Origin of the sequence: Streptomyces sp. NPDC127177 (assembly GCF_042672475.1) — a bacterium.
Classification (GTDB): domain Bacteria; phylum Actinomycetota; class Actinomycetes; order Streptomycetales; family Streptomycetaceae; genus Streptomyces.
In genome coordinates, this window is record NZ_JBHXUW010000038.1 from 1 (window position 1) to 22,748 (window position 22,748).

A 22,748-nucleotide genomic window follows, 5' to 3' on the forward strand; every position below is an offset into this window, starting at 1 on the left:
CCGGGGGCGTCGGCGGACGGGGGCCGCCCCCAGGGTGTATCCGGTGGGCCCGGCGCCGGTTTCTGCCGTATGAGGTTGTCCGCGCGACGCCGTCTCCCCGAGTCGGACGGCGTCGTGCAGTTCTCGGCCTGGCTCAGCTCTCGGCCAGGATGTGTGAGAGCTCCGTATCGAGATCGAAGTGACGATGCTCGGTGCCGGGCGGAACCGCGGCGTCGGTCCTTTTCAGGAACGACTCCAGGGCCCTTGCCGGGGCCTCGAGCAGGGCTTCGCCCTCCGGGGAGCTCAGCGCGATACAGACGACGCCCTGGCCGTGACTTCGGGATGGCCAGACGCGGACGTCTCCGGTGCCGGTGGGCCTGTGCAGCCCCTCGGCAAGGAGGTCACGGGCGAAAACCCACTCGACCGTTTCCTCCGCTCCGGTGTGGAAGGTGGCGTGCACGGCATACGGATCGGCCGTGTCATACCGCAGGCCCGCGGGTACAGGCAGTGAGGACTCGCTCGACACAACGAGGCGCAGGTGCAGCTCGCAGCTGACCGTGGTGTTCATAAGCGCCAGGGCCTTTCGCTCAGTGTGCGCTCGGGGATTCGCACGTCGGCGAAATCGACATGCCACCTACGGTGGCGTTGTAAACCCCTCTGACCGTTTTGTGATCCTTCAGGTAGCTCGTACAGCGGTGTGTAACTTTGGGTTATGCGGCCATTCTGGTGACGGAGAGCGTTCCGGTAGGTTGACCCCCATGAACGCGGAGAGTGACGAGCGGGACGGGGCTGCCCCAACGGCGGATCCGTCGGCCGCGACGGGGGACGTGTCGGAAGGCGTGACGGGGGGCGTCGCGCGGGATGCGACGGGGGAGGGTCCGGAGCTCGGCTCCAGGGCGCCCGGATTCATCAAGGCGTCCAGGCCGCTGCATCTGAGCTGGCAGGTCGGCGTCTTCGTGGTCGGTCTCGCCGTGGTGGTGGCGGGGATCATCATGCTGCCGCTGCCCGGCCCCGGCTGGCTGGTGATCTTCGGCGGCATGGCGATCTGGGCGACCGAGTTCGTCTGGGCCCAGCTGGTGCTGCGGTGGACCCGCCGGAAGGTCACCGAGGCCGCCAGGCGCGCCCTCGATCCCAAGGTCCGTCGGCGCAACATCGTCCTGACCGTGACCGGTCTCGTGATCATCGCGGTGCTGGTGGGGATCTACGTGTGGAAGTTCGGAATCGTCATGCCCTGGAAGATCCACGAGTGACCCGGAGCCGGTCGGGGAGCGCCGCTGACATGGGGTAATGTTTGCCGTGCACCCGGGCGATTAGCTCAGTGGGAGAGCGCTTCGTTCACACCGAAGAGGTCACTGGTTCGAACCCAGTATCGCCCACCCCGGACCGAGGGCCCGGAAGCTTCCTGAAGCTTCCGGGCCCTCGGCGTTTTCGTATGCGCCGTTCAAGCGCTTCGACTGATTTTCGTCCCAGCTGTTGACGCCACCGATGACGCTCCCTACTTTGACCCGGCAAGCGCTTTCTAAAACGATTCAATCAAGTCGATTCAATCGAGGGCAGGGGCGAACTATGTCTCGGAACGAAGGCATGGACCGACGGCGGATGCTGCGGCTTGCGGGGCTGTCGGCCGCCGGTCTCGGTCTGACCGCGGCGGGCTGCGGCTCGGGAGGCGGCTCGAACGGGCCTGTCACCATCCGGCATGCCTGGTGGGGCGCCGACGACCGGGCCAAGAAGGTCCAGGAATGCGTCAGGCTCTTCGAGAAGAAACACCCGAAGATCAAGGTGAAGACGGACTTCCAGCAGTACGCGGACTTCTGGAAGAAGTTCAACACCCAGGCGGCGGGCGGCAATCCGCCGGACGTGATCCAGAACGCGGTGACCTTCCTGCGCAAGTACGAGGCGAAGAACGTCCTGCTGGACCTCAACCCGCAGGCGAAGAAGGGCAACCTGAAGCTCGACGGCTTCCGCGCCGGGCTGGAGAAGTTCGCCGAGATCGACGGCAAGCTGCTCGGCGTACCGGTAGGCAGCAACTCGATGGCCCTGGTCATCGACGAGAAGGTGTACGAGGATGCCGGCGTCGACCACGGCGTCGGCTGGACCTGGGACGACTGGTACGCGGGGCTGCGGAAGATCAAGTCCGGCCGGCACGTGGCCGGCGACTCGGGCCCGCACGGAATCATGTACCTGTACGACCTGGTCCTCCGCCAGAACGGCAAGGCCTTCTTCACCGAGGAGGGCATGGGCTTCGGCGAGGCCGAACTGCTCCCGTACTGGACCGAGTCGCTCGAGCGCGTCAGGTCCGGGATCTACGCCGACCAGAAGAAGGTCGAGCAGATCAAGCCCGCGTCCGCGCTCGCCAAGGGCATCTCGGCCGGTGAGTTCACCTGGGACAACTTCTCCGTCCGCTACAGCGCGGAGGGCAGGAGCAGTTACGGCCTCGCGCCCATCCCGAGCACCGACGGCAAGAGGACCGGCCAGTACCTCGGCTCGCTGATGCTGAGCGGCACGGCCCGCACCAAGCACCCCGCCGAGGTCGCCACCTTCATCGGCTTCATGACCCACGACCCCGCGGTCGCCCGGATCATGGGGTACGACCGCGGAGTGCCCGCCACCACCGCACAGTTCGAGGCCTTCCAGCCGGCCGACGCCCCGAGCAGGGCCATCGGCGCGTACGAGACCGCGATAGCCGACGCCGGAGTGCTGGAGCCCATCACGCCCCACCCGGCCGGCGCCGACGTCGTCGAGGCGGCCTTCCTGCGCATCGGCGGCGACATGTCCCTGGGCAAGGCCTCGCCGGAGGACTCCGTGAAGCAGTTCTTCTCCGAGGCGAAGACCGCCCTCGCCTCGAACTGAGAGGGAACGCGGTGACTCAGATCCAGCCCTCCGCGAGTGCCCCGCCCGTCACGGGCGGCCCCGCCGCCGGGAGGCGGGAGCCCCGTCCCGCCCGGCCACCGCGTGGCCAACGCGAGAACCTGACCGGCTATCTCTTCATGTCGCCCTGGATCGCGGGCTTCCTGTTCCTGATCGCCGGACCCATGGTCTTCTCGCTGTACCTCGCCTTCACCGACTACAACCTGTTCGACGCCCCGCGCTGGGTCGGCCTGAAGAACTTCACCGACATGTTCGCCGACCCGCGCTGGCGCCAGTCCGTCAAGGTGACGTCCTGGTACGTGCTGATCGGCACCCCGGTCAAGCTGGCCGCCGCACTGGCCGTGGCCATGCTGCTCGCCCAGAAGAGGTGGGGCCAGTCCTTCTACCGGGCCGCGTTCTACGCCCCGTCGCTGATCGGCGCGAGCGTCTCGGCGGCCATCGTCTGGCGCGCACTGTTCTCGGACGGTGCCGTCGTCGACCGCGGGCAGCAGCTGTTCGGCATCGACGCGGGCGGCTGGATCGGCGACCCGCAGATGATCATCTACGCGTTGGTGGCTCTCACGGTCTGGCAGTTCGGCGCTCCGATGGTGATCTTCCTGGCCGGTCTCAAACAGGTCCCCAGGGAGCTGTACGAGGCCGCGGAGGTGGACGGGGCCGGGTCCTGGCGCAGGTTCTGGAGCATCACCCTGCCGATGATCTCGCCGGTGCTGTTCTTCAACGTCCTGCTCGAGACCATCCACTCGTTCCAGATCTTCGCCTCGGCCTACATCGTCAGCAACGGCAGCTGCGGACCGGGCGACGCGACGCTCGTCTACACCTGTTACCTCTACGACCAGGGCTTCGCGAACAGCCGGATGGGCTTCGCCTCCGCCATGGCATGGCTGCTGCTCGTCGCGGTGGGGCTGGTCACCGCCGTGCTGTTCCGGTCCCAGAAGCGCTGGGTGCACTACGAGGAGGGCGGCCGATGAGCCGGACGGAAGCCACTGCCCCGCGCCGCCGGATCCCCGGGTCGCTCGCCTGGCACCTCGGGGCGCTCGTCATCCTCGTGGTGATCCTCTATCCGGTGGTCTGGACGATCGGCGCCTCCTTCAAGCCGAGCGAGGACATCGTCGGCGCGCTGAACCTCTTCCCGACCGACCCGATCACCTCCAACTACCGGCGGCTCGCCGACGGCATCGCCGACATACCGGTCTGGAGGTTCTTTCTCAACTCCGCCTACATATCGGTCGGTTCGGTGATCGGTGTGGTGTTCTCCTGCTCACTCACGGCCTACGCCTTCACCAGGGTCCGGTTCGCCGGGCGAAGGATCATGTTCGGCGTCATGGTCGGCACCCTGCTGCTGCCGTACCACGTACTGATCATCCCGCAGTACGTGATCTTCCAGAAGCTGGAACTGATCAACACCTTCACCCCGCTGCTGATCGGCAAGTTCCTCGCGACCGACGCGTTCTTCGTCTTCCTGATGGTGCAGTTCATGCGCGGACTGCCGGGGGAACTCGACGAGGCGGCCCGGCTCGACGGCTGCGGACACCTGAGGATCTACTGGTCGATCGTGCTGCCGCTGTGCCGGCCCGCGCTGATCACCAGCGCCATCTTCACCTTCATCCAGGCCTGGAACGACTTCATGGGCCCCCTGCTGTACCTCAACGAACCGGACAAGTACACCGTCTCGATGGGGCTGAGGATGTTCATCGACCAGGACGCGGTCGCCGACTACGGCGGCATGATCGCGATGTCACTGGTGGCCCTGCTACCGGTGCTGGCCTTCTTCCTGGCCTTCCAGCGCTACCTCATCGACGGCATGGCCACCTCCGGACTGAAGGGCTGAGAAGACAGTGGCGACCCCATCCGGCACCGCGTCCAGGACCTCCTTCGTCCGGGAGCGGTTCAGCGTCTTCACCGAGTGTCTGCTCACCGGCGTCTGGATCACCGTCGCCGCCCTGCCGCTGGTCACGTTCCCCGCGGCCTTCGCCGCGGGCACCCGTCACCTGCGCCGCCATCTGGCCGGTGAGGCGGGCGGGGTACGGGAGTTCGCCGCCGACGCGGTGGCGGCGTTCCGCAGCGGATGGCGGACCGCGCTGTTGTGGTGGGCGGCGCTCGCCCTGCTCGCCTTCGACTGGCAGGTCGCCCGCTCGGGGCTGCTGCCGGGCGGCCGTCCGCTCGTCGTCGTGAGCCTGCTCGGGCTGCCGGCCGTCGCCGTCTGGGGACTGCGTACGGCCGCCGCCTGGAGGCCCGGCACCCCCTGGCCGCGCACCGCACGGGCGGCCGGCCGCAGGAGCCTGACCGACCCGGCCGGATCGCTACTGCTCGTCGGCGGATTCGTCGCCCTGGCCGTCACCGCCTGGCAGTTGCCGCCGCTTGCCGCGCCCGCCCTGGGCTGCCTGGCCGCCGCGGCGGTCGCCGCCGACCGCCGCTGAGCCGACGCCCCGCCCCCGTCGTCGAACCGCTTCCCCCACGCGTCCGCGTGCGATCAGCCATGCCCCTCCCGCAACGAACTGGAGTCGCGATGTCCCCGATCCCCCGTCGTGCCGTGCTCAGGGCCGCCGCCGTCGCCGGCGCGGCCGCCCCCTTCTCCTGGGTGCTCAGCGACACCGCCCGGCAGGCATCCGCCACCACCCCGGGGAAGGCCGCCGACGACCCCGTGGAGATCGGCTGGCTGGAGGACGCCGGGCTCGGCGCCGCGCCCGGCTCCACCTTCGGCGTCCCGTGGCCCCGGGGGCGCTTCCCCGCCGGCCAGAAGTTCGCCCTGGCCACCCCCGACGGGAAGGGCGTCCCCGTCCAGAGCTGGACCACCGCCACCTGGCCCGACGGCTCCCTGAAGTGGACCCCCCACGCGGTGGGCGTGACGGCTACCAGGAGTCCGCCCCCTGGAAGACCGAGAAGGTGAACGGCCCGCTGGCCACCGTCCCGGGCAGCGAGGCCGACTGGGTCCACACCAACGACACCGCGCTGTACGGACTCGCCGCCATCGAGAACCTCGCCCTGGTCGGGGACCGCATGCCGGCCTGAGGCCCACGAGGGCGCCCCGGGCCGGCCGTACCGCGTGTCAGCGCATCCGGCCCAGGGCGTCCCTCAGCCGCCGTGCGTCCCGCATCCGCTTCTCGTACGTCGCCCCCACCGTCAGCAGCAGCACCCCGGCCAGCGCGGGCGCCACCCAGCGCGGCATCGTGCCCACCACCTGCACCACATACGGCGCCAGCTCGTGCAACGCGTCGAGCGCCAGCACCGCACCGCCCAGCACCAACAGCGCCTGGAGCCGAAGCCGCGCCCCCAGCAGAGTGATCACCAGCGCCGCCGTACCGAGCAGCAGCGGCCGCAGCCAGTACGGATCGGCCCAGGCGGCAACGAGCGACGGCACCAGCGTCGCCGCCAGGCCCGCCCCGTACGCGGCCCACGACGAGGCCGCGGGATCGCTGCGGCGCCGCAGCGCACCGATCACCAGCGCCGGAACGCTCACCGGCAGGGTGTACGCCTCAGGGGACGACACACCGGACGCCGACAGCCGGACCCAGGCCGCCAGCACGAACAGCGCCGTCGCCAGCCAACCGGCGACCGGGCGCCGCTCGGGGCGCAGCGCCGTGCCCGCCGCCAGTACGCCGCACAGGGCCAGCACCAGGGACAGGAAGGGCATGTCGTCCGCCGCCATGACCACGGCCGGAAGCGCCGCCGCACCACCTGTCACCTCGATCGGCAGCGCCACCTCGCGCCCCTTCAGCCGGGCGCTCAGCAGCACCGTCACCGCGGTCACGGCCAGGATCAGCGGAGCCGCCCGGTGCGCGGTCAGTCCCAGGGACACACCGCACGCGCCCGCCGGCACCGCGGCACAGACCACGGCTGCGCACGCCGCCACCGCCTGCACGGCCGCCGCCACCCGGTCCCGCCCCGACGCCCCGGACACCGAAGCGTCCAAGGCCACCGCGACCGCCGTGAACAGCGCCAGCAACACTCCGAACACCGCGTACATGGCCGGCTCGACGGCCAGCGACAGCAGCGCCACACCCACCGCCCCGACCGCACCGCACACCGACGCGGTCAGCCCCACCCCCGTCATCCCCCGGCGCAGACCCGCGACCGCCACCACGGACGCACCCGCGACCAGCACCAACTGCACCGGGACCGCTGCCGCGTACGAGAGGTCCAGCGCGGCGGGCAGCACCGTGAGTCCCGCCCAGCCGAGCACCGCGGCCGACGCGCCCACCGCGTCCCGAGCCGTGGGGCCGGGGGTGAACACCGGGTCGAACCGGCGCAGCACGCCGTCCCACCAGCGGTACGCCGCCGCGAGCACCGCGGCCACCATGAGCAGCACGACCGGGGCGGCGGCCAGCTCGGACCACGGCAGCTCCGTCGCGCCCAGGGCACCCCTGGCACCGCCCTGCGGAGCACCCGCCCAGACCCGGCCCAGCTGTGACACCGGGCCCACCAGCCCCACCGCGACCGGCGGCAGCGCGTACAGCACCGACCCCGCCGTCACGACCCCCGACGCCCACATCAGCCCCTGCCCGGCCGGGCGCCCCACCGGAGCGCGTACGGCACCCAACAGCGCCCCGCCGCACAGCAGATACACCGGAGCCGCCCAGCCCCCGGGCGCCCCCGCGACCACCACACCGGCGACAGCGGCCACCGCCGCCAGACCCGCCACCAGACCACCGGTCACCGCCGCTGCCGACGGTGCCCGCCGCGCCCCGGCCAGGGCGATCGCGGAACCCGTGAGCAACAGTGCCCCCGGCACCACCGCGTCCGCCGGAGCACCGGCCGACATCGACTCCACCAGCGCCACCAGCAGCCCGGCGCCACCCGTCACGCAGAGCCCGGCACAGGCGCTCACCCGTACCGCGACTCCCTTGCCCCACACGGCGATCGCGCAGTCCAGTGCCGCCGTCGCCAGCAGCGCACCGGCGAACACCAGGGCGTCCGCCCGCTCCGCGCACGCCCACAGCAGCAGCGGGAACTGCGCGCCGAGCACCGCCGCGGGCAGCGGCAGCCGCAGCCCGCCGAGCAGCAGCCCGTAGGCCGCCCAGACCACGGCCAGTACCGCCGACGCGGTCGCGGCGAAGCCGAGGCCGTCCGTCCCCGGCAGCGCCACCTCGTGCAGCGCGTACGCGTCCAGCACCATCAGCACCGACGCGAGGGCCCCGAGCGCCTCGGCCGTCGAGGACAGCCCCCGGCGCAGCAGCACCGCCGGCGCGACGAGTGCCGCCAGGGTCACGGTCGCCAGCACCGCCGAGCGGCCGCTGATCCCCATATGACCCCAGCTGACGAGGGTGAACGCGATCGCGGCGACCGCCAGCAGCAGACCGCCGAGGACGAGCAGCACATTCTGCGCACCGCGGGTGCGGACCGGGGGAGCGGGAGGCCCACCGGGAGCGGTGAACGCCCGGGCGGGCCGGCTCACGGGCGAGGGGAGCGGGTGCGCGCGCGGTGCGGCCATCGGCGGTGCGGGCGCCTGCAGGACGCTCACCAGCCAGGCGCGACGGTGCAACAGATGGGACCTGCGAAGGTCCAGCCCGGCGAGCTCACGGTCGAGGAGCGCCAATTCCTCGGCAGGCGGCGGCAGATGTTCCATGAACGCGAGTGTGTCGGCGACCACGCGCCCGGACATGCGCGCAGGTACTCAGTTCCACGGCTGAGTACGCGCATCCTGGACGCATGGACTGGAACCACTACCGATTTGTCAGCATCTGGGACCTCACCGCCCCGCCCGCCGCCGTGTACGAGCTCCTGCGGAAGGTGGAGCAGTACCCCCAGTGGTGGCCGCAGGTCCGTGAATTCACCCCCGTCGACGACACCTCGGGGACCAGCCGGATCCGCTCCCTCCTCCCGTACGACCTCGTCACGACGGTCCGCGAGACCCGCCGGGACCCGCTCGCGGGCGTACTCGAGGTGACCCTGGCCGGACATCTCGAAGGCTGGGCCCGCTGGACCCTCACCCCGCACGGAGCGGGGACCCGCGCCACCTACGAACAGGAGGTCGAGGTGCGCAGGAGGCTGATGCGGCTGCTCGCGGTGCCGGGACGCCCGGTGTTCCGGGCCAACCACGCCCTGATGATGCGCGCCGGACGCCGGGGGCTCGCCGCCCTGCTGGAAGCGGTTTGAACCACACCCGCCGAGCCCTGTATGGTTCAACCCGTTCCCGGGCGATTAGCTCAGTGGGAGAGCGCTTCGTTCACACCGAAGAGGTCACTGGTTCGAAACCAGTATCGCCCACCCCGGGAGAGGCCGGTCCGTCAGCAGCACCGACGGACCGGCCTCTGCGTGTCCCGCTCCGGAGCCATCCCCGCTCACGCGGCCGCGCGCAGCTCCGGACGCAGCGGCCACGCCGGATCCACCGTCTCCGGAGTGCCGCTCTTGGTGAACCAGGCCTGCAGCCCGCGCGCCTGGCCCGCGTGCCACACCGCCTGAAGCGTGTGCAGTTCCGCGGGGGTCAACCGCTCCAGCCGGGTGGCGAACCGCCGCCCCACCGCCCGGACCACCTCCAGCGAGGCCGCCGCATCGGCCGCCGCGTCATGCGCCCCGTCCAGCACCACCCCGTACAGCTCGCACAGATCGGTGAGCGTGCGCCGGCCCTTGCGGTAGCGGTCCAGATGCTTGTCGAGCACCCGCGGATCCAGCACGCACAACGGGGTGTTCCCCAGGTAGCCGGCCAGCGAGGACGCCCGGTGCCGTTTCAGCTCCCGGTCCAGCAGCGTCAGGTCGAACGGCGCGTTCATCACCACCAGCGGCCGGCCCGCCGCGCTCTGCTCGGCGAGCGCCCGCGCAATCTCCTCCACCACCGGCGCGGGCCACCGCCCGTTGCGCTGGAGGTGGTCGTCGGTCAGCCCGTGGATCTCCGTCGCCCCCACGGGCACCGGCACCCCCGGATTCACCAGCCAGCGGGTGACGCGCATCCGGCCGCCCGCACCGTCCTGGACGACGAGGGCGGCCGACACGATCCGGTCGCCCTCCACGTCCACTCCCGTCGTCTCCGTGTCAAAAGCGGCCAGTGGCCCCTCGTACCAATGAGTCATCCCCGAACTCCTCGCGCCCGAGCGGCAGATGGTGTGATTCCTCTGCCCGATTCGGTGATACCCGCACCCTTTGCCTGATACGCCGTTTGCGGCCCGCCCTCTGCGGTGACAACACAGATGACGGGGACGGCAGTTGGTACACCGCCACGTCCGGCAACCCATTGGCACGGCCCGGAAGGCACACGGAGCCATGGCGATCGCGCAGCCCGAACCAGCGGGCCCCTCCCGTGCCGGAGGCCACGGGGGAGGGCTGCTGCCCCAGCGGATCGCACCGCTGCGCGGCACACTCGCCACCACCGCCTGCATGGAGACCCTCCAGGTGGGCTACCTGCACGCCGTCGCTGCCGCGGCCGGGTGCTCCCTTTCGCAGCCCTTCCCCGACAACGGCATCGACTGGCACGTCAGCCACGGAGCCCCCGGCCATCTCGTCGACGACGAGGTGACCATCAAGGTCCAGCTGAAGTGCACCTACCAGATACCGGCCCGGCCGCCCGGCGCGACGTTCGCCTTCACACTCGACAACGCCCACCTCGTGAAGCTCGCCCGGACCCCCGTCTCGGTGCACAAGATCCTCGTCGTGATGCTCGTGCCCCGCAGCCAGGACGACTGGCTGCGGGCCGGACACGACCGGCTCGACCTGCGGCACTGCTGTTACTGGACCAATCTGGCCGGTCACCCGGTGACCGGCCGGCACCGGACCACCGTGCGGATCCCGACCTCGCGCATCTTCGACGACCGAGCGCTCTGCGAGATCATGACCCGTGTCGGGGCGGGAGGGAGACCCTGATGCACCGGCCGATGAACGAGTCCGACCACGAAGCGATCCCGCCGGCCGTACGACCGCACCCCGCCGAACCGCCCGGCTCCCGGCCCGCCGGTTCACCGGCCGCCGGGGGCCTCCCCGACCCCGCCCGGGTGGATCCCGCCGTGCTCGGCACCCTCCTCGCGCGGCACGGCTGGCGCCGGCGCGGCGGGGCCGCCGGCCGCTACAGCCGCTGGACCCCACCCGGGCCGCCCGCCCCGCCGGGCGGCCCCACCAGCCTGCTCGTCCCCGACACCGCGTCCTTCCCGGACAGTGAGGACCTGTTGGGGGAGGCGTTGACCGCGCTGGCCCGCAGCGCCGCCCCGTCCGCCCGCGACATCCTCGTCTCCCTCACCGTCCCCAGCGACGAGATCCGATGGTGGCGCGAGGCCCCCGAACCGGCCGCCGGATCCGTCGGCGCGGCCAGTTGGACCGGGGCCGAGCAGCTGCACGGCGCGGCCAGGCAGATCCTGCTCGCCGGCGCCCTCGCCGTCCGCGGCCGGGCCGGTTACCACGGCGCCCGACACCGGCGGCGAGCCCTCGCGGCCCTGGACGGCATCCTCGTCGGACCCGCGCCGGGCGGCCGCGACCTCACCGCGTTCATCCCGGTCGAGGCGGGCCGCCCCGTCGCGGTACGCCTCCACCACGCCCTGCACGCCACCCGGGAGGCCATCGACTACCAGCGGGCCACCGGCGGCATGGAGGCCTTCGACAGCGCCGTCGGGGCAGGCGTCAGCCGCGAACTGACCGAGGCCGTCGTCGCACTCGTCCGCGGCTCCGAGGGCGCCGGAATCGCTCTGGAGTGGGCGCCCGCCGCGGGAACCCCCGAGGGCTGCCCGGCCCGGCCCGAACCCGTGGAGTTCTCCCCGGGCGACCTGCCGGCGCTGCGCCGTGCCGGCATCCGGTACCTGCGGGACGAACCCGCGGTCGCGGTAAGCGTCACGGGCGCCGTCGTCCGGCTGCGCCGCTCCGGGCCGCGCGGCGCCGGAATCGTACGGCTGCGGGTGCTGGCGGGCGCCGAGGTCCCGCACGTGCGGCTGGAGCTCGACGAGGAGGCGTACCGGATCGCGGGCCACGCCCACCTGGTGGGGCTGCCGGTACGGGTGGAGGGCCGGCTGGAGAGCCGGGGCGGGTTCCGGCGGCTGACAAGGACCTCGCAGGTGGTGCCCGTGCAGGTCGACGACGCGGAACGGGACCGGCTGATGAAGTCGCTCCAGGAGAACGTCGACTATTTCGAGGAGGCCTGCACCGGCGAGTAGGGGTGTGGGGGCGCCAGGAGCGGCCATTTCGCTAAGGAGGCCGTCGGCTCGGTACGATTCCTCTTGCGCGCGCAGGAGGAATGCGCCGCACCCCCTGAGTCAGGAGAGACCGGTGTCAGACGTCCGTGTGATCATCCAGCGCGATTCCGAGCGGGAAGAACGCGTGGTGACGACGGGCACTACGGCAGCGGAGCTCTTCCCCGGCGAGCGCACCGTCGTCGCCGTCCGCGTCGCCGGTGAGCTGAAGGACCTCGCCCACGTGCCCGCCGACGGCGAAACCGTCGAGCCCGTCCTGATCTCGTCCGAGGACGGCCTCAACATCCTCCGGCACTCCACCGCGCACGTCATGGCGCAGGCCGTGCAGGAGCTGCACCCCGAGGCCAAGCTCGGCATCGGCCCGCCGGTCAAGGACGGCTTCTACTACGACTTCGACGTCGAGAAGCCGTTCACGCCCGAGGACCTCAAGGCCATCGAGAAGAAGATGCAGGAGATCCAGAAGCGGGGCCAGAAGTTCGCCCGCCGGGTCGTGACGGACGAGGCGGCCCGCGAGGAGCTGGCCGACGAGCCGTACAAGCTGGAGCTCATCGGCATCAAGGGCTCGGCCTCGTCGGACGACGGCGCTGACGTCGAGGTGGGCGGCGGGGAGCTGACCATCTACGACAACCTCGACCCGAAGACCGGCGAGCTGTGCTGGAAGGACCTCTGCCGGGGTCCGCACCTGCCGAGCACCCGGTACATCCCGGCGTTCAAGCTGATGCGCAACGCCGCCGCGTACTGGCGCGGCAGCGAGAAGAACCCGATGCTCCAGCGCATCTACGGCACCGCCTGGCCCACCAAGGACGAGCTGAAGGCGCACCTGGAGTTCCTGGAGGAGGCCGCCAAGCGCGACCACCGCAAGCTCGGCAACGAGCTGGACCTCTTCTCCTTCCCGGACGAGATCGGGCCGGGCCTGGCCGTCTTCCACCCCAAGGGCGGCGTCATCCGCCGGGCCATGGAGGACTACTCGCGGCGCCGCCACGAGGAGGAGGGCTACGAGTTCGTCTACAGCCCGCACGCCACCAAGGGCAAGCTCTTCGAGAAGTCCGGCCACCTGGACTGGTACGCCGACGGCATGTACCCGCCCATGCAGCTCGACGACGGGGTGGACTACTACCTCAAGCCGATGAACTGCCCGATGCACAACCTGATCTTCGACGCCCGCGGCCGTTCCTACCGTGAACTGCCGCTTCGCCTCTTCGAGTTCGGCACGGTGTACCGGTACGAGAAGTCGGGCGTCGTGCACGGCCTGACCCGCTCGCGCGGCTTCACGCAGGACGACGCGCACATCTACTGCACCAAGGACCAGATGGCCGAGGAGCTGGACCGGACGCTGACGTTCGTCCTGAACCTGCTCCGCGACTACGGTCTGACCGACTTCTACCTGGAGCTCTCCACCAAGGACCCGGAGAAGTACGTCGGCAGCGACGAGACCTGGGAAGAGGCCACGGAGACGCTGCGCCAGGTCGCCGAGAAGCAGGGGCTGCCGCTGGTCCCGGACCCGGGCGGCGCCGCGTTCTACGGCCCGAAGATCTCGGTGCAGGCGCGGGACGCCATCGGCCGGACCTGGCAGATGTCGACCGTGCAGCTCGACTTCAACCTGCCGGAGCGCTTCGACCTGGAGTACACCGGCCCCGACGGCACCAAGCAGCGCCCGGTCATGATCCACCGCGCCCTGTTCGGCTCCATCGAGCGCTTCTTCGCGGTGCTCCTCGAGCACTACGCGGGTGCGTTCCCGGTGTGGCTGGCACCCGTCCAGGCGGTCGGCATCCCGATCGGCGACGCGCACATCCCGTACCTCCAGGAGTTCGCGGCCAAGGCCCGCAAGCAGGGGCTGCGGGTCGATGTGGACGCCTCGTCGGACCGGATGCAGAAGAAGATCCGCAACCAGCAGCGCGCGAAGGTCCCCTTCATGATCATCGCGGGCGACGAGGACATGGCCAACGGCGCCGTCTCCTTCCGGTACCGCGACGGGACCCAGGAGAACGGCGTCCCGGTCGAGGACGCCATCGCCAAGATCGCGAAGGTCGTCGCGGACCGCGTCCAGGTCTGATCCGCGCCCGACCCGTGCAGAAGGGGCCCCCGGTGAGCTACCCGCTCGCCGGGGGCCCCTTCTCGTCCTCCCGCCGGAACACCTGGATCAGCCACGAGGAGAACGAACCGGTCACCGCCCCCAGCAGTGCCAGCCCGCATGCCATCAGGCCCGCTGCCACCACCCGGCCGACCGGTGTCACCGGCACGGCGTCCCCGTACCCCACCGTCGTGAGCGTCGCGCACGCCCACCAGACGGCGTCGCCGAAGGTCCGGATCGAGCTGCCCGGGGCGTTGTGCTCCACGTGGTAGACGGCGAGGGCGGCCGATACGCCGAGCAGCACGGACGTCATGCCGGCGTACGTCATCACCCGGGCGTACAGGCTCAGCCGGGGCTGGTCGTAGCGCTTCTGGACGGCTGTGTAGACCTTGACCACGCGCAGCGGCCGCAGCAGCGGCAGCAGGAGGACGAGTGTGTCCAGCCAGTGCACCCGGACGAAGCGGTGGCCGAGGCCGCTGAGCCGGATCCTGACGGCGTAGTCGATGACGAAGAGCAGCCAGGTGGCGCCGACCAGGGCGAGGGAGATGTCGTGCCACGGCTCGGCGTCGTGCGGGGCCAGGACGCGGGCCGCGTAGCCGAGCAGGAACAGCAGCGAGGCTGCGAAGAGCGGTACCTCGGTGCGCTGCTCCCATCCGGTCAGCGCGGGCGGGGACTGGGCCGGTGGGCGGTCGCTCATCGGCCAAGCATCGCGGTGCGGGCCGGGGTCCGGCCCCGGCGACACGCTCCTTACGGGGTAAGCAATATGCTGATCGGCATGACGAGTGAGCCGGAGCAGCAGATCGGAGTGGGGACGCCCGACGCGTTCCAGCGCCTGTGGACGCCCCACCGGATGGCGTACATCCAGGGTGAGAACAAGCCGACCGGTCCGGAGGCCGGCGACGGCTGTCCGTTCTGCGCCATTCCGTCGATGTCCGACGAGGACGGGCTCGTGGTGGCGCGCGGCGAGAGGGTCTACGCCGTGCTGAACCTGTACCCGTACACCGGCGGGCATCTGATGGTGGTGCCGTACCGGCACGTCGCCGACTACACCGAGCTGGATGGTCCGGAGACGACGGAGCTCGCCGACTTCACCAAGCGTGCGATGACCGCTCTGCGTGCCGCGTCGGGGGCGCACGGCTTCAACATCGGGATGAACCAGGGCGCGGTGGCGGGCGCCGGGATCGCCGCGCACCTGCACCAGCACCTGGTGCCCCGCTGGGGTGGTGACACCAACTTCATGCCGGTGGTGGGCCACACCAAGGTGCTGCCGCAGCTGCTGGCGGACACCCGGAAGATGCTGGCCGACGCCTGGCCCGTCTGATCGGTGTCATCCGGCTGATCCGTGTGGTCCGGCTGATCCGGTGGGGTGCCCCGGTCTCCGGGGCACCCCACACGTGGTCTACGCGTCGTAGAGGTCGGCCTTGCGCGGGGTCGGGTCCTGCACGCTTCCGCTCAGTATCGACGAGCGGTTCCCGAAGCGTTCGGTGTCGACGCCGTTCTCGTCGAGCACCTTCATCGCGGCGCTGTGCACCACGCGCAGAACGGGCGTGGCCGCCCGCATCGCGTCGTCGGCCATGAAGCGGTGGCGCCACGGCTTCTCGGCCCAGGCGTGCCGCAGACCGAAGGGCTCCGGCAGCGCGATCTTGCCGCCGAGGTAGTCGAGCAGCGGCGGGTACCAGGTGAAGGGGGCGCGCAGGGCGAGGCGGACGACCTCGCCGGACTCGACCAGCGCCAGCTTTATGTCGCGGGTCTCCCAGAACTTGACGGTCTTGTTGACCGTCTTCGTCTTGGCTGCGGGTTTGCTGGTGAAGAGGGAGTGGACCGGGCCGAGCGCGTGTCCGGTGACCTCGATGCGCAGGGTCTCGAAGAGCACGGTGACGGTGATCATCATGGTGATGACCAGCTGACCGTCCCAGAGGGTGAACTGCACGCCGAGGTAGTGGCGGTCGCCGCCGCCGAACTGCTGGTGGTTGCAGATCCGCTGTATCTCGTGGGGCTTGACCTGGAAGGTGGCGACGTCCTCGCCCGCGGGGCGGGAGACGGAGTCGGCGTTCTCACCGACGGGCGAGACGATCCAGTGCGTGACCGACGGCTTGGGGAAGCCGCCGGTGTTCAGCGGGCCGCGTTCCAGCATCTTGAGCTGGTCGTGGATGACCCGTATCAGGTCCCAGCTGCGGAACTGGTGGAACTCCTTGCCGGGGTCCTTGGAGACGAGGTCCTCGGCGAGCTGCCAGCTGCCCCAGCGGGTGCCCATCCCGAGGATGCCCTTGGGACCGGCGTAGAAGACAGAATTGGACTGCTGCTCCGCCGAGAGCTTCTCCAGCCCCTGGCGGAGCGATTCGCGGGCGGTCTCGCTCGGGTTCTTCGGCACCGCTTCGGGGATCTTGGCGATGACGCCGCCGCCGGAGAGGAGGCCTTCCCAGCGGGCGCGCATGTCCTGGGCGGAGTTCTCCGCGATCCGTTTGGCGATCAGCCAGCCGATGACGGGCGCGACGGCCGCCGCCCGTACGTAGAGCGCCAGGAATCCGGTGAGGGGCAGTTTGATCAGGAAGAACACCGCGGCGATCCCGATGATCGGCAGCAGTGCGGCGCCGAGGGCGGAGAAGGCCTTGTCCTTGGTGTTGCCGAGGGCGTCACGCAGGCGGAAGGCAATGACCCACAGGAGCATTCCGGGCAGGAAGAGGAAGCCGAACAGGGCGGTCACGAGCGTGAGTTTGGTGTCCCGTGCCTTGCGGAGCCTGGACGCGGACAGGCAGTGCTCGACGACGGTCTGCGGATCGCTGCCGAAGGACTGGATGAGTGCCTTGCGGGCGCCGCCCAGCGTGCGCTCCTGGACGGCTCGGGAGTAGGCCTCGCCGAAGTTGGGTTTGAAGTAGTCGGATTTGAAGAACCTGGAGCGGCCGGCTTTCACTTCGGACTTGTGCCACTCGCTGTTGGCCTTGAGGATCTCGTCCACCGGGGTGTCGCGGTACGCGGCAGAGGCGAGGGCGTTCGTCGCCACCGCCGCTCCCGCCGCCCCCTGGAGCGGAATCTGCGCTCCGGGAGAGAAATCGAATCCGTCACTGGCCACTGTCGCCCCCACTCGCCCGCCAAGGAACCGCTCCTGCGGCTGTTTCCCAACTGCCGTGCCCGGCACACTTTCTGACCAGGGACCACAGCGTATCGTCCGGATCGGTGCGGTGTCCGGCCCTGTGGACAACCGTGGGTGACGCGGCTGTTACGCAACGTTTGTGTCGTTCTGCTGTTGTTCGCGCACGCGGTCCGCGAGCTGTGCGGGCATGGCTTCGTGGCGGGCGTACGAGCGGTCGAAGCGGCCGGCGCCATGGGCCAGGGAACGCAGATCGACCGCGTACCGGCCGATTTCCAGCTCCGGCACCTCGGCCCGTACGAGGGTGCGTCCGGGGCCGGACTGCTCGGTGCCGACGACCCGGCCGCGGCGGCCGGCGAGATCGCTCATCACCGGGCCGACGTACTCGTCGGGGACGAGGACGCGGATCTCGGCGACCGGTTCGAGGAGCTGGATGCGGGTGTCCGCCGCCGCCTCGCGCAGGGCCAGGGCGCCGGCGGTCTGGAAGGCGGCATCGGAGGAGTCCACCGAGTGGGACCTGCCGTCCCGCAGGGTGACCCGCAGGTCGACGAGCGGGTGTCCCGTGGCGACGCCCCGGGCGGCCTGGGCGCGGACGCCCTTCTCGACGGACGGGATGAACTGGCGCGGTACCGATCCGCCGACCACCTTGTCGACGAACTCGATGCCGGAGCCCGGCGGCAACGGCTCGACGTCGATCTCGCAGATGGCGTACTGGCCGTGGCCGCCGGACTGCTTGACGTGCCGGCCGCGCCCGGCGGACGGCGCCGCGAAGGTCTCGCGCAGGGCCACCCGGTGGGGGAGCGCGTCGACCTGGACCCCGTACCGGCTGCGCAACCGGTCCAGTGCCACGTCCAGATGGGCCTCCCCGAGGCACCACAGAACCAGCTGATGGGTGTCCTGGTTCTGTTCGAGGCGCATGGTCGGGTCCTCGGCGACGAGGCGTGCGAGACCCTGGGAGAGCTTGTCCTCGTCCGCCTTGCCGTGTGCCTCGATGGCGAGGGGCAGCAGCGGGTCGGGCATGGCCCAGGGTTCCAGCAGCAGCGGGTGGTCCGGGTCGGAGAGGGTGTCGCCGGTCTCGGCGGTGCCCAGCCGGGCGACGCAGGCGAGATCTCCGGCGATGCACTCGGTGAGCGGATGCTGCTGTTTGCCGAAGGGCGAGGAGAGCGCGCCGACGCGGATCTCCGCCTCGTGGAAGGGCCGGGCCTCGTGGCCGGGATCGTCGAGCCCATGGCCGAACACGTGCACGGTGTCGTCGGGTCGCAGTGTGCCGGAGAAGACGCGGACGAGGGAGAGCCGGCCCACGTACGGGTCCGAGGCCGTCTTGACGACCTCGGCGACCAGCGGCCCCCCGGCGTCGCAGCCGAGGGCGGGCAGTGCCGTGCCGTGCAGGGGGGTGACGGCGGGCAACGGGCGTTCGAGCGGGGTCGGGAAGCCGCCGGTGATCAGGTCGAGGAGCTCGACGGTGCCGATGCCCTGCTGGGCGCCCTCGACGGCCGGGGCCGCGGTGAGGACGGGGTGGAAGGTACCGCGTGCGACAGCGCGCTCCAGGTCGTCCACCAGCGTCTTGAGACCGATGTCCGCACCTTCGAGGTAGCGGTCCATCAGCGTTTCGTCCTCGCTCTCGGCGATGATCCCCTCGATCAGCCGGTTGCGGGCATCGGACAGGGGCGCCCGCTGGTCCTCGGCGGGCGGGTTCTCCCTGCGCTCACCGCCGGAGTAGTCGAAGATCCGCTGGGAGAGCAGCCCGGTGAGCCCGGTCAGCGGCGCGTGGCCGTCGGCGCCCTCGGGGCCCTGCACCGGCAGGTAGAGCGGGAGCACCGCGTCGGGGTCGTCGCCACCGAAGATCTCGCCGCAGATCCGCGTCATCGCTTCGAACGGGGTGCGGGCGGTGTCGAGGTGGGTGACGACGATGGCGCGCGGCATGCCGACGGCGGCGCACTCCTCCCAGACGGCGCGGGTGGCACCGGCCACGGCGTCGGCCTCCTGGGCCGCCGAGACGACGAAGAGGGCCGCGTCCGCCGCTCGCAGACCGGCCCTGAGTTCCCCGACGAAATCCGCGTATCCCGGGGTGTCCAGCAGATTGATCCTGACCCCGCCCCATTCCACGGGGACCAGCGAGAGCTGTACGGAGCGCTGTTGCCGGTGCTCGATCCCGTCGTGGTCGGAGACCGTGTTGCCGTCCTCGACCCGGCCGGCCCGGTTGACCGCGCCCGCGGTCTGTGCGAGGGCCTCGACGAGGGTGGTCTTGCCCGATCCGCTGTGGCCGACCAGCACCACGTTCCGCAAGGATGAGGGGTGGCCGGCCGCCGGTGTTCCTCCGGCGGCCCCGGTCTGTGCGTGTGTCCTGTCGCCCATGGTGCGTGCCTCCCAGATGGCGGCGCGGGCGGGAGGACCCGCCGGCGCGGGGTGGGGAGTGGTGCACGGGCACGGGGGAGCCGCCGCGGCGGCTTCGGCGACGCCCGCGGTACTTCCGAGCTTTCCACTGTGTCCGGGTCCCGTCCATACGTCGCACGCCGCGGCACGATCCGGGCGGCCGGCCGCGGGAGCCCCGGGGGTGCCCGGACGGTGGAGCACGCCGGTCGTGACTACGATGGGTCAATAGGGTGCCGAAGGTCCTGGCCGGGCTCGCGGCGCCGGGCACGCACGTCTGCGGCGTTGCCGAAACGTCCCCGTGGTCCAGCCACGGGACGCTCCGGCGCCCCGCAGCCGCACGCACCGGACGCCGCGCCCTGAACCGGCCAGGACCTTCGGCGCCCTCCAGCCGGTGGCCGATGGGGCCATGCGGCCCACCGAGCCCTCGGGAAGGCCATGCTGAACAAGTACGCGCGTGCATTCTTCACGCGTGTCCTCACGCCGTTCGCCGCTCTGCTGCTCCGTCTCGGCGTGAGTCCTGACGCGGTCACTCTGATCGGCACGGCCGGGGTGATGGCAGGTGCGCTGGTCTTCTTCCCGATGGGGGAGTTCTTCTGGGGCACGATCGTCATCACGATCTTCGTCTTCTCCGACCTCGTCGACGGGAACATGGCGCGGCAGGCCGGCATCTCCAGCCGGTGGGGCGCGTTCCTCGACTCGACGCTCGACCGGGTGGCCGACGGTGCGATCTTCGCCGGCTTCGCGCTCTGGTACGCGGGCAGCGGCGACGACAACGTCCTGTGCGCGGTCGCGATCTTCTGCCTCGCGAGCGGCCAGGTCGTCTCGTACACCAAGGCGCGGGGTGAGTCGATCGGTCTCCCGGTCGCGGTCAACGGACTCGTCGAGCGCGCCGAGCGCCTGGTGATCTCGCTGGTGGCCGCCGGTCTGGCGGGTCTGCACAAGTTCGGTGTGCCGGGCATCCAGGTGCTCCTGCCGATCGCGCTGTGGATCGTCGCCGCGGGCAGCCTGGTGACGCTGGTGCAGCGGGTCGTGACGGTGCGCCGCGAGTCCGCGGAGGCAGACCGGGGGAGCGAGGCCGCTCAGTGAGCGGCGCACCCGGGGACGCGAAGCCCGGACCCAGGGAACGGCTCAGCGACGGGCTGTACGGACTCGGCTGGGCCGCCGTCAAGAAGCTTCCCGAACCGGCCGCGCGGGCGCTCTTCCGCACCATCGCCGACCAGGTGTGGAAGCGGCGGGGCAAGAGCGTGCTGCGACTGGAGTCGAACCTGGCGCGGGTCGTACCGGACGCGGACCCGGCCCGTCTCGCCGAGCTGTCCAGGGCCGGGATGCGCTCCTACATGCGGTACTGGATGGAGTCGTTCCGGCTGCCCACCTGGGACGCGGAGCGGATCAAGGCGTCCATCGACGTGACGGACGCGCACCGGCTGACCGAAGGGCTCGATGCCGGCCGCGGTGTCGTCCTCGCCCTGCCGCACCTGGGGAACTGGGACCTCGCGGGGGCTTGGGTCACCACGGATCTGAAGGTCCCGTTCACCACCGTCGCCGAGCGGCTGAAGCCGGAGACGCTGTACGACAGGTTCGTCGCGTACCGCGAGGGACTGGGCATGGAGGTCCTCGCGCACAACGGCGGGACCGCGTTCGGGACGCTGGCGCAGCGGCTGCGGGCGGGCGGCCTGGTCTGTCTGGTGGCCGACCGCGATCTGTCGGCGTCCGGTGTCGAGGTGACGTTCTTCGGCGACACGGCCCGGATGCCGGCCGGACCCGCGCTGCTGGCCCAGCAGACGGGGGCGCTGCTGCTGCCGGTCACGCTCCACTACGACGACACGCCGGTGATGAGGGCGCGGATCCATCCGCCCGTCGAGGTGCCCGGCTCAGGTGACCGTGCGGAAAGGACGTCTGTGATGACACAGGCCCTGGCCGACGCCTTCGCCCTGGGCATCGCCGAGCACCCGGAGGACTGGCACATGCTGCAACGGCTCTGGCTGGCCGACCTCGAACCCCGCGGAGACCAGCAGTGAAGATCGGCGTCGTCTGTCCGTACTCCTGGGACGTACCGGGCGGCGTGCAGTTCCACATCCGTGATCTGGCCGAGCATCTGATCGGACTCGGACACCAGGTGTCCGTGCTGGCCCCGGCCGACGACGAGACACCGCTCCCGCCGTACGTCGTCTCCGCGGGCCGGGCCGTGCCCGTCCCGTACAACGGCTCCGTCGCCCGGCTGAACTTCGGTTTCCTGTCCGCGGCGCGGGTGCGGCGCTGGCTGCAGGCCGGCACGTTCGACGTGATCCACATCCACGAGCCGACCTCGCCGTCGCTCGGGCTGCTGAGCTGCTGGGCGGCCCAGGGGCCGATCGTCGCCACGTTCCACACCTCCAATCCGCGCTCCCGCGCGATGATCGCCGCGTACCCGATCCTCCAGCCGGCACTGGAGAAGATCAGTGCGCGCATCGCGGTGAGCGAGTACGCCCGCCGGACCTTGGTCGAGCACCTGGGCGGCGACGCGGTGGTCATCCCGAACGGCGTCGACGTCGGCTTCTTCGCCGCGGCCGAGCCCCGGCCCGAGTGGCAGGGGGGCACCATCGGCTTCATCGGGCGCATCGACGAGCCCCGCAAGGGGCTGCCCGTCCTGATGCGCGCGCTGCCCGCGATCCTGGCCGCGCGTCCGGACACCAGACTGCTGGTGGCCGGCCGGGGCGACGAGGAGGAGGCCGTCGCCTCGCTGCCGAAGGAGATGCGTGCGCGCGTCGAGTTCCTCGGCATGGTGAGCGACGAGGACAAGGCGCGGCTGCTGCGCAGCGTCGATGTGTACGTCGCGCCCAACACCGGCGGCGAGAGCTTCGGCATCATCCTGGTCGAGGCCATGTCGGCGGGCGCGCCGGTCCTCGCCAGCGACCTGGACGCCTTCACACAGGTGCTGGATCTTGGCGCGGCGGGCGAACTGTTCGCCAACGAGGACGCGGACGCGCTGGCGGCGTCCGCGATCCGGCTGCTGGGCGACCCGGAGCGGCGCACGGAGCTGCGGGAGCGCGGTAGCGCCCACGTACGGCGCTTCGACTGGTCGACGGTGGGGGCGGACATCCTCGCGGTCTACGAGACGGTGGCGGACGGGGCGGCGTCGGTGGCGGCGGACGAACGCACGGGTCTGCGGGCCCGGTTCGGCATGGCGCGCGACCAGGGCTCGGGGCGCCCCGGACTCTGATCCGCCCGGCGGGCACCGGCCGTCACGGCTCCCCGGACGGCCTCCGTACCTGTCCGGGCGGCCGGACGG

Annotated in this window: 20 protein-coding genes, 2 tRNA genes and 1 pseudogene; 17 read left to right on the forward strand and 6 right to left on the reverse strand. The window is 71.1% G+C overall.

Annotated elements, in window-relative coordinates; genetic code table 11:
• Window positions 1–133: 133 nt before the first annotated feature.
• A complete protein-coding gene (locus ACFVJX_RS22960; protein ID WP_003959770.1) occupies window positions 134–547 on the reverse strand; it encodes an SsgA family sporulation/cell division regulator in 414 nt (137 codons plus the stop codon).
• Window positions 548–737: 190 nt separating this feature from the next.
• Here ACFVJX_RS22960 and ACFVJX_RS22965 point away from each other — a divergent pair, with 190 nt between their 5' ends.
• From ACFVJX_RS22965 to ACFVJX_RS23000, 8 genes and pseudogenes are all read left to right on the forward strand, one after another.
• Window positions 738–1,229: a TIGR02611 family protein gene (locus ACFVJX_RS22965; protein ID WP_384136910.1), complete on the forward strand. Its 492-nt coding sequence runs from the start codon at window positions 738–740 to the stop codon at window positions 1,227–1,229.
• Between the two features lie 54 nt (window positions 1,230–1,283).
• Window positions 1,284–1,355: transfer RNA gene (locus ACFVJX_RS22970), tRNA-Val, on the forward strand.
• A gap of 190 nt (window positions 1,356–1,545) precedes the next feature.
• Complete coding sequence (locus ACFVJX_RS22975) at window positions 1,546–2,829, forward strand: ABC transporter substrate-binding protein (protein ID WP_384134549.1); 1,284 nt, start codon at window positions 1,546–1,548, stop codon at window positions 2,827–2,829.
• 20 nt (window positions 2,830–2,849) lie between these two features.
• On the forward strand, window positions 2,850–3,815 hold the full coding sequence (locus ACFVJX_RS22980) for a carbohydrate ABC transporter permease (protein WP_384134552.1): 966 nt from the start codon (window positions 2,850–2,852) through the stop codon (window positions 3,813–3,815).
• Complete coding sequence (locus ACFVJX_RS22985; RefSeq protein WP_384134546.1) at window positions 3,812–4,675, forward strand: carbohydrate ABC transporter permease; 864 nt, start codon at window positions 3,812–3,814, stop codon at window positions 4,673–4,675. Before ACFVJX_RS22980 ends, ACFVJX_RS22985 begins: the two co-directional genes overlap by 4 nt.
• 7 nt (window positions 4,676–4,682) lie before the next feature.
• On the forward strand, window positions 4,683–5,264 hold the full coding sequence (locus tag ACFVJX_RS22990) for a hypothetical protein (RefSeq protein WP_384134543.1): 582 nt from the start codon (window positions 4,683–4,685) through the stop codon (window positions 5,262–5,264).
• Between the two features lie 89 nt (window positions 5,265–5,353).
• Window positions 5,354–5,689, forward strand: a pseudogene (locus ACFVJX_RS22995) (Tat pathway signal sequence domain protein); the annotation flags it as partial.
• Window positions 5,690–5,730: 41 nt separating this feature from the next.
• Window positions 5,731–5,856, forward strand: a complete 126-nt coding sequence (locus ACFVJX_RS23000; protein WP_384134541.1) for a hypothetical protein — start codon at window positions 5,731–5,733, stop codon at window positions 5,854–5,856.
• Between the two features lie 37 nt (window positions 5,857–5,893).
• Here ACFVJX_RS23000 and ACFVJX_RS23005 read toward each other — a convergent pair whose 3' ends face one another.
• Window positions 5,894–8,410 carry an SCO7613 C-terminal domain-containing membrane protein gene (locus ACFVJX_RS23005; protein WP_384134537.1) on the reverse strand — a complete coding sequence of 839 codons (2,517 nt, stop codon included), beginning with the start codon at window positions 8,408–8,410 and terminating at the stop codon, window positions 5,894–5,896.
• An 83-nt stretch (window positions 8,411–8,493) separates the two neighbouring features.
• Here ACFVJX_RS23005 and ACFVJX_RS23010 point away from each other — a divergent pair, with 83 nt between their 5' ends.
• Complete coding sequence (locus ACFVJX_RS23010; protein WP_384134534.1) at window positions 8,494–8,940, forward strand: SRPBCC family protein; 447 nt, start codon at window positions 8,494–8,496, stop codon at window positions 8,938–8,940.
• Between the two features lie 39 nt (window positions 8,941–8,979).
• Window positions 8,980–9,051 (forward strand) — tRNA-Val (locus ACFVJX_RS23015).
• Between the two features lie 74 nt (window positions 9,052–9,125).
• Here ACFVJX_RS23015 and ACFVJX_RS23020 read toward each other — a convergent pair.
• On the reverse strand, window positions 9,126–9,851 hold the full coding sequence (locus ACFVJX_RS23020) for a 3'-5' exonuclease (RefSeq protein WP_384134531.1): 726 nt from the start codon (window positions 9,849–9,851) through the stop codon (window positions 9,126–9,128).
• A 190-nt stretch (window positions 9,852–10,041) separates the two neighbouring features.
• Between ACFVJX_RS23020 and ACFVJX_RS23025 the strand changes: the two genes are divergently transcribed.
• The 3 genes from ACFVJX_RS23025 (at window position 10,042) to thrS (ending at window position 14,001) form a co-directional block, all read left to right on the forward strand.
• The gene (locus ACFVJX_RS23025) at window positions 10,042–10,638 is read left to right on the forward strand and encodes a DUF4365 domain-containing protein (RefSeq protein ID WP_384134528.1); all 597 of its coding nucleotides are present in this window, start codon (window positions 10,042–10,044) and stop codon (window positions 10,636–10,638) included.
• A complete protein-coding gene (locus ACFVJX_RS23030; protein ID WP_384134525.1) occupies window positions 10,638–11,912 on the forward strand; it encodes a hypothetical protein in 1,275 nt (424 codons plus the stop codon). The genes ACFVJX_RS23025 and ACFVJX_RS23030 overlap by 1 nt, the downstream gene beginning before the upstream one ends.
• Window positions 11,913–12,024: 112 nt before the next feature.
• Window positions 12,025–14,001, forward strand: coding sequence for a threonine--tRNA ligase (gene thrS / locus ACFVJX_RS23035; protein WP_384134522.1), 1,977 nt, complete (start codon window positions 12,025–12,027; stop codon window positions 13,999–14,001).
• 37 nt (window positions 14,002–14,038) lie between these two features.
• Here the strand turns inward: thrS and ACFVJX_RS23040 are convergent, their stop codons facing one another.
• The gene (locus ACFVJX_RS23040) at window positions 14,039–14,716 is read right to left on the reverse strand and encodes a potassium channel family protein (RefSeq protein ID WP_384134519.1); all 678 of its coding nucleotides are present in this window, start codon (window positions 14,714–14,716) and stop codon (window positions 14,039–14,041) included.
• A 66-nt stretch (window positions 14,717–14,782) separates the two neighbouring features.
• Here ACFVJX_RS23040 and ACFVJX_RS23045 point away from each other — a divergent pair, with 66 nt between their 5' ends.
• Window positions 14,783–15,340, forward strand: coding sequence for an HIT family protein (locus tag ACFVJX_RS23045; protein WP_384134516.1), 558 nt, complete (start codon window positions 14,783–14,785; stop codon window positions 15,338–15,340).
• 78 nt (window positions 15,341–15,418) lie between these two features.
• Here ACFVJX_RS23045 and ACFVJX_RS23050 read toward each other — a convergent pair whose 3' ends face one another.
• Both ACFVJX_RS23050 and ACFVJX_RS23055 read right to left on the reverse strand, forming a co-directional pair.
• Window positions 15,419–17,089 (reverse strand): hypothetical protein, encoded by a 1,671-nt coding sequence (locus ACFVJX_RS23050; RefSeq protein WP_384134513.1) that lies wholly within the window; start codon window positions 17,087–17,089, stop codon window positions 15,419–15,421.
• Window positions 17,090–17,236: 147 nt separating this feature from the next.
• Entirely contained in the window at window positions 17,237–19,462 is a 2,226-nt protein-coding gene (locus ACFVJX_RS23055) for an elongation factor G-like protein EF-G2 (RefSeq protein ID WP_384134510.1), read from the reverse strand.
• A gap of 453 nt (window positions 19,463–19,915) precedes the next feature.
• Between ACFVJX_RS23055 and pgsA the strand changes: the two genes are divergently transcribed.
• The 3 genes from pgsA to ACFVJX_RS23070 are packed head-to-tail and all read left to right on the forward strand — an operon-like array spanning window position 19,916 to window position 22,679.
• Window positions 19,916–20,566: a phosphatidylinositol phosphate synthase gene (gene pgsA / locus ACFVJX_RS23060; protein ID WP_384134508.1), complete on the forward strand. Its 651-nt coding sequence runs from the start codon at window positions 19,916–19,918 to the stop codon at window positions 20,564–20,566.
• The gene (locus tag ACFVJX_RS23065) at window positions 20,563–21,498 is read left to right on the forward strand and encodes a phosphatidylinositol mannoside acyltransferase (RefSeq protein WP_384134505.1); all 936 of its coding nucleotides are present in this window, start codon (window positions 20,563–20,565) and stop codon (window positions 21,496–21,498) included. The genes pgsA and ACFVJX_RS23065 overlap by 4 nt, the downstream gene beginning before the upstream one ends.
• Entirely contained in the window at window positions 21,495–22,679 is a 1,185-nt protein-coding gene (locus tag ACFVJX_RS23070) for a glycosyltransferase family 4 protein (protein ID WP_384134502.1), read from the forward strand. Before ACFVJX_RS23065 ends, ACFVJX_RS23070 begins: the two co-directional genes overlap by 4 nt.
• Window positions 22,680–22,748: the final 69 nt, after the last annotated feature.

What these genes read in the sequence shown, in the direction of transcription:
- ACFVJX_RS22960 (WP_003959770.1), bottom strand. Translation starts at nt 547, where the DNA reads ATGAACACCACGGTCAGCTGCGAGCTGCACCTGCGCCTCGTTGTGTCG.
- ACFVJX_RS22965 (WP_384136910.1), top strand. Translation starts at nt 738, where the DNA reads ATGAACGCGGAGAGTGACGAGCGGGACGGGGCTGCCCCAACGGCGGAT.
- ACFVJX_RS22975 (WP_384134549.1), top strand. Translation starts at nt 1,546, where the DNA reads ATGTCTCGGAACGAAGGCATGGACCGACGGCGGATGCTGCGGCTTGCG.
- ACFVJX_RS22985 (WP_384134546.1), top strand. Translation starts at nt 3,812, where the DNA reads ATGAGCCGGACGGAAGCCACTGCCCCGCGCCGCCGGATCCCCGGGTCG.
- ACFVJX_RS23005 (WP_384134537.1), bottom strand. Translation starts at nt 8,410, where the DNA reads ATGGAACATCTGCCGCCGCCTGCCGAGGAATTGGCGCTCCTCGACCGT.
- ACFVJX_RS23010 (WP_384134534.1), top strand. Translation starts at nt 8,494, where the DNA reads ATGGACTGGAACCACTACCGATTTGTCAGCATCTGGGACCTCACCGCC.
- ACFVJX_RS23020 (WP_384134531.1), bottom strand. Translation starts at nt 9,851, where the DNA reads ATGACTCATTGGTACGAGGGGCCACTGGCCGCTTTTGACACGGAGACG.
- ACFVJX_RS23025 (WP_384134528.1), top strand. Translation starts at nt 10,042, where the DNA reads ATGGCGATCGCGCAGCCCGAACCAGCGGGCCCCTCCCGTGCCGGAGGC.
- ACFVJX_RS23030 (WP_384134525.1), top strand. Translation starts at nt 10,638, where the DNA reads ATGCACCGGCCGATGAACGAGTCCGACCACGAAGCGATCCCGCCGGCC.
- ACFVJX_RS23040 (WP_384134519.1), bottom strand. Translation starts at nt 14,716, where the DNA reads ATGAGCGACCGCCCACCGGCCCAGTCCCCGCCCGCGCTGACCGGATGG.
- ACFVJX_RS23045 (WP_384134516.1), top strand. Translation starts at nt 14,783, where the DNA reads ATGCTGATCGGCATGACGAGTGAGCCGGAGCAGCAGATCGGAGTGGGG.
- ACFVJX_RS23055 (WP_384134510.1), bottom strand. Translation starts at nt 19,462, where the DNA reads ATGGGCGACAGGACACACGCACAGACCGGGGCCGCCGGAGGAACACCG.
- pgsA (WP_384134508.1), top strand. Translation starts at nt 19,916, where the DNA reads ATGCTGAACAAGTACGCGCGTGCATTCTTCACGCGTGTCCTCACGCCG.